Annotated in this window: 9 protein-coding genes; 6 read left to right on the forward strand and 3 right to left on the reverse strand. The window is 61.8% G+C overall.

Annotated features, from left to right (window positions below; all coding sequences use genetic code 11):
• The 3 genes from AC3VI7_RS11160 to AC3VI7_RS11170 all read left to right on the forward strand — a co-directional run.
• Positions 1–414 (forward strand): pilin (locus AC3VI7_RS11160; RefSeq protein WP_489671526.1); only part of this gene is annotated, 414 nt, incomplete at its 5' end.
• A 162-nt stretch (positions 415–576) separates the two neighbouring features.
• Positions 577–1020 carry a pilin gene (locus AC3VI7_RS11165; RefSeq protein ID WP_489668511.1) on the forward strand — a complete coding sequence of 148 codons (444 nt, stop codon included), beginning with the start codon at positions 577–579 and terminating at the stop codon, positions 1018–1020.
• Positions 1021–1129: 109 nt separating this feature from the next.
• Positions 1130–2959 (forward strand): PglL family O-oligosaccharyltransferase, encoded by a 1830-nt coding sequence (locus tag AC3VI7_RS11170; RefSeq protein WP_489668510.1) that lies wholly within the window; start codon positions 1130–1132, stop codon positions 2957–2959.
• Here AC3VI7_RS11170 and moaC read toward each other — a convergent pair.
• Positions 2909–3421, reverse strand: a complete 513-nt coding sequence (gene moaC, locus AC3VI7_RS11175; protein WP_489668509.1) for a cyclic pyranopterin monophosphate synthase MoaC — start codon at positions 3419–3421, stop codon at positions 2909–2911. The two genes, AC3VI7_RS11170 and moaC, sit on opposite strands and share 51 nt — an antisense overlap.
• A 69-nt stretch (positions 3422–3490) precedes the next feature.
• Here moaC and AC3VI7_RS11180 point away from each other — a divergent pair, with 69 nt between their 5' ends.
• Entirely contained in the window at positions 3491–5080 is a 1590-nt protein-coding gene (locus AC3VI7_RS11180) for a M48 family metalloprotease (RefSeq protein ID WP_489668508.1), read from the forward strand.
• Here the strand turns inward: AC3VI7_RS11180 and recX are convergent, their stop codons facing one another.
• Together recX and recA are read right to left on the reverse strand one after the other, a co-directional pair.
• Entirely contained in the window at positions 5081–5560 is a 480-nt protein-coding gene (gene recX, locus AC3VI7_RS11185; RefSeq protein ID WP_489668507.1) for a recombination regulator RecX, read from the reverse strand.
• A 40-nt stretch (positions 5561–5600) separates the two neighbouring features.
• Positions 5601–6653, reverse strand: a complete 1053-nt coding sequence (gene recA, locus AC3VI7_RS11190) for a recombinase RecA (protein ID WP_489668506.1) — start codon at positions 6651–6653, stop codon at positions 5601–5603.
• 132 nt (positions 6654–6785) lie between these two features.
• Here recA and AC3VI7_RS11195 point away from each other — a divergent pair, with 132 nt between their 5' ends.
• On the forward strand, positions 6786–7457 hold the full coding sequence (locus tag AC3VI7_RS11195; RefSeq protein ID WP_489668505.1) for a response regulator: 672 nt from the start codon (positions 6786–6788) through the stop codon (positions 7455–7457).
• A 66-nt stretch (positions 7458–7523) separates the two neighbouring features.
• The coding region (locus AC3VI7_RS11200) for a sensor histidine kinase (RefSeq protein ID WP_489671527.1) at positions 7524–8939 on the forward strand (1416 nt) is incomplete at its 3' end.

Consider the following 8939-nt stretch of genomic DNA (forward strand, 5'->3'; position numbering starts at 1 on the left):
GCCATCATCGGCATCTTGGCGGCCGTGGCCCTGCCGGCTTATCAGAACTACACCGTGCGCGCCAAAGTCACCGAAGGCCTCGGCCTGGCTGCTGGCGTCAAAGTCACCGTGGCAGAAAACATCTTCACCCTTGGTGGCGGCACGCTGCCCGCAAGCGGCAATTGCACCGGCACCACCTTGAGCGTGGGCGGCAATGTCGCTGATCTGAAGTGTGATGACGCCAAAGGGATCATCACCGTGGTCATGAATGCCGCCACCCAAGGGGTCACCTTGGCACTGACCCCGGTGGTGGGTACTGCGGGTGGTGGCGGTGGGGACAACCACAACACCACCACAAGCACCGGCGTGACATGGACTTGCCAAGTCAGTACGGCCAAACACAACACCTACGTGCCCAGCACTTGCCGTCTCTGACGGGCTATGTGACATTTTTTGTCACCCAAGGCCGCGTGAATCCGCTTAAACGTGCAAGATTTGTCGTTTTCATCGCGCCCACGCCCACCCAAAACCAATGAAATACTTGGCACACTTCGTGCTTTAGCTTGTGTACCTAATCACTTGCTCAAGGAGTCCTTCATGAAACGCGTTCAACAAGGTTTTACCCTCATCGAACTGATGATCGTCGTGGCCATCATCGGTATTTTGGCTGCCGTGGCTCTGCCCGCTTATCAGGACTACACCGTCCGCGCCAAGGTTTCTGAAGGCCTGAGCTTGGCCTCCGGTGCCAAGACCGCCGTGGCTGAAAATGTCATGAATGGATCGTCCGATTTGACCGCTGGTTGGACCCCCCCCCCCACAACGAACAATGTGACGGGCGTGGCTGTGGATAAGATCACTGGGCAAATCACCATCACCATGGCCAAGCCGGCTGGTGATGGCACGTTGATTTTGGTTCCGATGTCGGGTGGCGTGGCGCTTTCGGCCGGCACCGTTCCGGGATCGGCCATCACTTGGGACTGCACCGTGGCTATCGCCAAAGGGACACTCCTGCCCAAGTATCGCCCCTCGGTTTGCCGTTGATCGGATAATGCCGTCAACCCCAAGCCTGTAGCTTTTTGACAGGCTCTGCGGCGCGGGCTGGTGCAAACCAGCCCGCGTTTGTCTTTTCTAGCCTGAAATGTTGTTGTCGATGGTGAAGCTTCCAAGCGCCTTGAGCTGGGCTGCCCTTGTGGCGGTCACCCTGCCGTTCTTACTGGCACCCAACGCGCCACCCACCTCAACGTTTCTCAGTCAAGCCATTTGCTTTGGCGGGTTCGGGCTGTGGCTGTGGCTCGTTGGCAGCCAGCACAGCACGGCCATCGACATCCGCCCCTCCAGCACAGCCACACGTTTGGCGCTGCTGATGTGGGGGCTGCTGGTCTTGACCCAGCTCTCACCGACCAGCCCCACGCCATGGGGACAACGTATCGTGCCGATGGCTTGCTTGCTCTTGGCCGGGTTGTTGACTTGGACCACAGCACGCAGCGTGCGCTTGCGCAGGGACGCCATGTTGGCCGCCCCCCTGATGCTCGCCTTGCTGATGGCCGCGCTGGGCAGCGTCATCGTGGGCTTGATCCAAGTGTTTGCGCCCTCGTGGGCTGATGGCACCTTCATCGCCTACCCCACGACACCGGGCCGAGCCATCGGTAACGTGCGCCAACCCAATCAACTCTCGACCCTGTTGCTCTGGGGCAGTGTGGCCTTGCTGTGGTGGGGCGTGATGCGCCGCTGGGCCAGCGGCTGGATCGGGGCCTTGCTGGTGTTGATGCTTTTCTCGGTGGTGCTGACCGCTTCGCGTACCGGCACCGTCGGCGTGATCATGCTGAGCCTCTGGGGCCTCATCGACCGGCGCTGGCCGCGCTCAGTGCGCTGGCTGCTGATCGCCGCCTTGCCCATCTATTTGCTCGGCTGGTGGGGCATGGAGCACTGGGCCGCCATCTCAGGCGATGCTTTTTACGGCAACGATCAAGTCAACAAGACGCTGCACGGCGACCCCAGCAGCTCACGCGGCAAGATCTGGTCGAACACCTTGGCCATGATCGCGGCGCATCCTTGGACGGGCACCGGCGCGGGAGCCTTCAATTTCGTCTGGACGATGACCCCCTTCCCCGACCGGCCCATCGCTTTCTTTGACCACAGCCACAACCTGCCGCTGCAATTGGCCGCCGAGTTCGGCGTCCCCATGGCGATGTTGATCTTGGGGCTACTGGTGGGCGCGCTTTGGCAAGCCCGTTCCGCCTTGACGCACAGCGATGACGCCATCGCCCGCTCAGCGCGTGCGGCCTTGTTCATGCTGGTCTTGGTCGGTGTCCACAGCATGCTGGAGTACCCACTCTGGTACGCCTACTTCCTGCTGCCCATGGCCGTGATGCTGGGCTGGCTCACCGGCTTGGCGGAAGTCGAGACCTTGGCTGCCCAAGCACCCCACCCGGCACTCAGCAAGCGCCAACACACTCACCCTCGCTGGCTCGCAGCCGCTGGGGGCATGGCGCTGGTTGGCACGGTCTGGGCCGTGGGCAGCTATTACACCGTGGTCATCATCTTTGAGCCGTCGCTGGCGATCGGTCGGGTGGCCCCGCTACAAGAACGCATCGAGCAAGGCCAGCGCAGCTTGTTGTTCGGTCAGCACGCCGATTACGCCGATGCCACCATGGCCGATCAGCCTGAAGAAGTCTTGGCCTCCTTCGAGCGCCCCTTGTTTCATCTGATCGACACCCGGCTCATGATCGCCTACGCCCAAGCGTGGGCCGGGCGGGGTGAGCTGGACAAGGCCCGTCACGTCGCAGCGCGCCTGAAAGAGTTTCACAACCCGGCTTCAAGCGAGTTTCTTGCGCCCTGCCTCCCCCCTTTGGAGGTCGCTGAGGCCGCAGAAATCGCAGAAATCGTCGCCTCAGGGCCACGCCCTTTCCAGTGCGAGGCAGATCCGAAACTACGTGCGCAGGATCTCTTGGTTCAAAGCGTCTCTCGACCAGTCCCCTGATTTGCCGCCACGCTTGGCCTGCACCTGCACATCGGTGATGACCATGCCGCGATCCACCGCTTTGCACATGTCATAGACCGTGAGCAAAGCCACCTGCACAGCGGTCAGGGCTTCCATCTCCACCCCGGTGGGGCCTCGGGTTTCGACGGTGGCTTGGCAATGCACCGTGCTGGCAGCTAGGTCGATGCGCCAATCCAAGGCCACCCGTGTCAGCGCCAAGGGGTGACACAGTGGCACCAAATCGGCGGTGCGCTTGGCCCCTTGGATGCCGGCAATGCGGGCAATGCCCAACACATCGCCTTTCTTGACCGAACCCGCCTCGATCAACGCCAGCGTGGCCGGCAGCATGCGGATGGAGCCCGTGGCCACGGCCACACGATGGGTATGGGCCTTTTCACCCACATCGACCATATGCGCTTGGCCTTGAGCGTCGAAATGGGTCAACACGTCGGAGATCCTCATGAACGTAGAAAAACAGCAACCGCGAAGAAAGCGGGCATCATAGAACGCATGTTTGCTCTCTTGCCTTCCATGTCGCGCGTTCTTCGGGGCCTACGCCAAGGGCTGATCACTGGCCTGTGCAGTGCCCAGTTGCTGGCCTTGGCCCCAGCCCCTGCTTGGGCGCAAGCCAACGACCTGCCCGCCTTGGGCGATCCGGCCTCAGAGCATTTGAGTATGGGCAATGAAGTCCGGCTGGGGCAGAAGGTCATGCAAATGATCCAACGCGACGCTGATTTCATCGAAGATCCGCTGCTGTTGGCCTACATCAATAGCCTATGGCAGCCCCTTCTGGCCGCAGCACGGACGCGAGGCGAGATCACCGAAGAGCTGGATACGCACTTTGCTTGGACGCCTTTTTTGGTGCGTGATCGCAGCGTCAACGCCTTTGCGCTACCAGGGGGCCATATCGGCGTGCATCTGGGCTTGATCGCCATGACCACATCGCGCGACGAGTTGGCTTCGGTGCTGGCCCATGAGCTCTCGCACGTCACCCAGCGCCACATCGCGCGTCGGATGGGGGCCAGCAAAACCAGCTCGATGGTGGGGGCACTGAGCATGATTCTGGGCATCTTGGCCGTGACCCGCTCACCCGATGCGGCCAACGCCATGATCATGGGCGGTCAGGCGGCAGCCGCTCAAAGTCAGCTCAATTTCTCACGCGATATGGAACGCGAAGCCGACCGGATCGGCTTTGGCGTTCTGACCCAAGCGGGCTTTGCCCCAGAGGGCATGACCGCCATGTTCGACCAGTTGCAACAGGCTTCTCGGCTGGTCGATAGCCAGCAGTACCCCTACTTGCGCTCACACCCCTTGACGACCGAGCGCATCGGCGAAGCGCGGGCGCGGCTGGGCACCACCGAGCACCTCGGGGCCACGTCGGGCGGCCAGTCCGCCACATGGCAGCATGCCTTGATGCGCGCCCGCGCTCAAGCACTGATGGATCCACGCATCGATCAACAGAACCGCCTCATCAACAACCCGCCGACCGCGCCCCATGGCCCCGCCACGGGCCCCACAGCGCTGACCCAGGCCTACAGCGCCGCTGTGGCCGCGATGAAGCAGCATCAATTTCCAGCGGCCGATGCGTCATTGGCCCGCGCCCGCGCGCTCATCAAAGACGATGCCGTGGCCGAAGCCGCCATCGGTCACACCTTGGACTATTTGCAAGTTGAGATCCTGATCGAAGGTCAACACGGTGCGCAAGCGCAAGCGGCCATGGCGCTCTGGAGCGTTGATGCCAGTCGCCCGGCGCTGCTCTTGCGTGCCCAAGCCTTGTCAGTCAGTCCGGGGCCCGCCGTGCAGTTGGCTTCGCTCAGCGAACAGTTACGCCTGTGGTTGGCCGAACACGCCAGCGATGCAGCCGTCTGGCAAGCCTTGGGGCACATTGAAGAGCGCCGAGGCCTGACCTTGGCCAGCTTGCGGGCCCAAGCTGAAGCGCGCTGGTATCAAGGCGACCACGCCGGTGCGATTGAGAAAATGCATGCCGCCCAAAAATGGGCACGGGGTTTGGCCCAGATCAGCCCGGCGGACTTCATCGAGTCGAGCATCATCGACAGCCGCTTGAAGCATATGAGCCACGAGTTACAAGCCGAACGCGCTGAACAAAACGCCGGATCCTGATCAAACTTCGTCGTCAGACGGATCCGCCAAGCCGGGGATCTCGGTGCTACGCAGCAGGCGAAACACCACCTCAGCGCTGAATCCGCGCCCCATCAAAAAACGTGCTTGTCGGCCCATCTCGCGGGCATCGATGGGCAAAGCGCCGAACTTGCGTTGCCACACTGCCTGCGCCCGGACCGCTTCAGTCTGACGTAAATGGGCCAAGGCCTCGGCGCAGTCTGCGGCATCAATGCCTTGGGTCTGCAAATCGCGCCGGATGCGCGCCACGCCAAAACGCGGCGCTTGGCGATGCACCACCGAAGCCACAAAGCGCACCTCGCTCAGCAGACCCACCGCTGTCAAGGCATCGAGTACTTGCTCAAGCGCTTCTGCGCTCGGGGCGTGCGGCAAGAGCTTGCGTTGCAAGGCTTGGCGCGAATACTCCCGCCCTGCCAACAGACGCAAAGCGCGCCCTTTAAGGGAAAGCTCTTGGGTGGCCACAACGATAACCTCGGCTTCAGGGCCTCAGTGCCTCATGGCCTCACGCAGCCTCAGAAGGACTGCCGGTGGCAGGCAAGGCAGAAACACCCAAAGACGCCCGGATCTTGTTTTCGATCTCGTGCGCCAAAGCCGGGTTCTCGCGCAGGAACTCGCGTGAGTTGTCTTTGCCTTGGCCGATCTTTTCGCCGTTGTAGGCGTACCAAGCGCCCGACTTATCCACCACCTTGGCGATCACGCCCAAGTCGATGATTTCGCCCTCACGGCTGATGCCTTCGCCGTAGAGGATGTCGAAATCAGCGGTCTTGAAGGGGGGGGCCACCTTGTTCTTGACCACCTTGACGCGGGTTTCGTTGCCGATCACGTCGTCGCCCTTCTTGATGCTGCCCACCCGGCGAATATCAAGGCGCACCGAGGCATAGAACTTGAGTGCATTGCCGCCAGTGGTGGTCTCAGGGCTACCAAACATCACGCCGATCTTCATGCGGATCTGGTTGATGAAGACCACCATGCAGTTGGTCTTCTTGATGGTCGCGGTGAGCTTGCGCAGGGCCTGGCTCATGAGACGCGCTTGCAAGCCTGGCAGCGAATCGCCCATCTCGCCTTCAAGTTCGGCCTTAGGAGTCAAAGCCGCCACCGAGTCGATGATCACCAAATCGACCGAGCCGGAACGTACCAAGGCATCGACGATTTCGAGCGCTTGCTCGCCGGTATCGGGCTGCGAGATCAGCAGATCTTGCAGGTTGACGCCCAGCTTTTGGGCGTACTGCGCGTCGAGTGCGTGTTCAGCGTCGATGAAGGCGCAGACGCCACCGAGCTTTTGCATCTCAGCAGCCACTTGCAAGGTCAGCGTGGTCTTGCCCGAAGATTCAGGCCCGTAGATTTCCACGACCCGCCCCCGAGGCAGACCGCCCACGCCCAAGGCAATATCCAAACCCAGCGAGCCGGTGGAAACCACTTGGATGTCGGCGACCACTTCGCCCTCGCCCAAGCGCATGATGGAGCCCTTGCCAAATTGCTTTTCGATTTGGCTGAGGGCGGCTTGCAAAGCCTTGGCTTTTTCTGCGCTAAGGGTAGATCGGTTGGTGGCTTCCATCATGGGTCTCCTGGAATGATCGCTGCATTATGGCAAAGACTGGATGTTTGTACAGTATCCACCCAAGCAGCCGCTCTTCTTACAATCCACAGCTTACGCTTTGACCGTGCAATGCAATAAGGAGACAACGCGATGCGCATCTTGATCGCTGAAGATGATCAGGTTCTGGCCGATGGCTTGCTGCGCAGTTTGCGCAACGCCGGCTACGCCGTGGACCGGGTCGGTAATGGCTCAGAGGCTGACGCCGCTTTGGCAGCCCACGAGTTTGATCTGTTGATTCTGGATCTGGGCCTGCCCAAGCTGCATGGCTTGGAGGTGTTGCGCAAACTACGCGCACGCGGCTCGGCCGTGCCAGTTCTGATCCTCACCGCTGCGGACAGCATCGAACAACGGGTCAAAGGCCTCGATCTCGGGGCCGATGACTACATGGCCAAACCCTTCTCGCTGCAAGAACTGGAAGCCCGCGTGCGCGCCCTGACGCGCCGGGGCCTCGGGTCAGCCAGCAGCCTGATCAAGCATGGCCCGCTGACCTTCGACGCGACCGGCCGGGTGGCGTACATCAACGACCAAATGATTGACCTATCGGCGCGTGAACTCAGCTTGCTTGAAGTGTTGCTGCAACGCGCCGGCCGGCTGGTGAGCAAGGATCAGCTGGTTGAGCGCCTGTGTGAGTGGGGCGAAGAGGTGAGCAACAACGCCATCGAGGTCTACATCCACCGCTTGCGCAAGAAAATCGAAGAAGGCCCGATCCGCATCGCCACGGTGCGCGGCTTGGGTTACTGCCTCGAAAAAATCCCCAACTGATCCCTAACTGATCCCATCTTGGCCCACCACGTTCAACGTTCCTTATTTGGCGAGATCCTTGACTGGATGCTCGCACCGCTGCTTTTGCTGTGGCCGATGAGCCTAGCGTTGACGTGGCTGGTGGCCCAAGGTATCGCCAATCGCCCCTACGACCGGGCACTGACCGAGTCAGTCCGGGTGCTGGCGCAACGCCTAGAGCTGCGCAACGATCAGGTGCGCTTTGACCTCTCCAAGGACACCGCTCAACTGCTGCGCGCCGACGACATCGACTCGGTTTACTACCAAGTGCTCGATGCCCAAGGCACTTGGATCGGCGGGGATCGTGAGCTGCCGCTGCCCCCACAAGGCGACACGCACACGGTGGGTGAGGCTCGGCTGCGCGACGATGAAGTTCACAACGAAAGTGTGCGCATCGCCTCGCAGTGGGTATTGATCGCCGACGCGCAACGTCCGGTGCTGGTGCAAGTGGCTGAGACGCTCAACAAGCGCTCCCGGCTGGCGACCGAAATCATCAAGGGCGTGATCCTGCCGCAGTTCGTCATCTTGCCGATCGCCGTGCTGCTGGTTTGGATGGCCTTGGTGCGCGGCTTGGTGCCGCTCAACACCCTACACCGCCGCATCCGCGAACGCGACAGCGACGACCTCTCGCCCATCGACGACCGGGAAGTCCCCGAAGAAGTCTCACCCCTGGTGAAAGCGATCAACGAGCTCTTGGCACGCCAGCACGGCTTTCTGCAAACTCAAAAGCGCTTCTTGGCTGACGCGGCGCATCAACTCAAGACCCCACTGGCCGGGCTGCGCATGCAAGCCGAACTGGCGGTGCGCGACATCGACGCCGGCCAGCGCGACCCGCTCCAACTCAAAGCGTCCCTGGACCAGATGGCGGACGCCTCACAGCGGGCCGCCCACATGGTCAACCAACTGCTTTCCATGGCCCGAGCCGATGCCAAAGCCCAAGACCCCGTGCGCCAACGGGTCGATCTCGAACAGGTGGCCTTGGACGTGGTGCGTGATTTCGTCCCCAAGGCCTTGGATAAAGGTATCGACTTGGGCTACGAAGGCCCCGATGAAGAGAGCGCGCCCCAGTGGCCGCGCGGCCACGCCTGCGTCTACGGGCATGCACTGCTGCTGCGCGAGATGATCGCCAACTTGGTGGACAACGCCTTGCAATACACCCCGGCCCGAGGCGCGGTAACGGTACGCGTGATCCCCGATCCCCTCGGCCAAGCCGTGACGCTGCAAGTCGAAGACTCGGGGCCGGGTATTCCTGCCGCCGAGCGTGACTTGGTCTTTCAGCCCTTCTACCGCGCCTTGGGCACGGCCGTCGAAGGCTCAGGCTTGGGCCTAGCGATCGTGGCCGAAATCGCCCGCCAACACGAAGGCACCCTGACGCTGGAAGATGCCCGCGCCCCCGAGCACATCCCCGCTGGCGAAGGCCCCGGTGTGCGCATCACCCTGCGCATCAAAGCGCTGCCGCCAGCC

It is taken from the genome of Leptothrix toolikensis (SeqCode) (genome assembly GCF_057922285.1).

Coding starts and splice junctions, on each gene's coding strand:
- AC3VI7_RS11165 (WP_489668511.1), top strand. CDS start 577: ATGAAACGCGTTCAACAAGGTTTTACCCTCATCGAACTGATGATCGTC.
- AC3VI7_RS11170 (WP_489668510.1), top strand. CDS start 1,130: ATGGTGAAGCTTCCAAGCGCCTTGAGCTGGGCTGCCCTTGTGGCGGTC.
- moaC (WP_489668509.1), bottom strand. CDS start 3,421: ATGAGGATCTCCGACGTGTTGACCCATTTCGACGCTCAAGGCCAAGCG.
- AC3VI7_RS11180 (WP_489668508.1), top strand. CDS start 3,491: ATGTCGCGCGTTCTTCGGGGCCTACGCCAAGGGCTGATCACTGGCCTG.
- recA (WP_489668506.1), bottom strand. CDS start 6,653: ATGGAAGCCACCAACCGATCTACCCTTAGCGCAGAAAAAGCCAAGGCT.
- AC3VI7_RS11195 (WP_489668505.1), top strand. CDS start 6,786: ATGCGCATCTTGATCGCTGAAGATGATCAGGTTCTGGCCGATGGCTTG.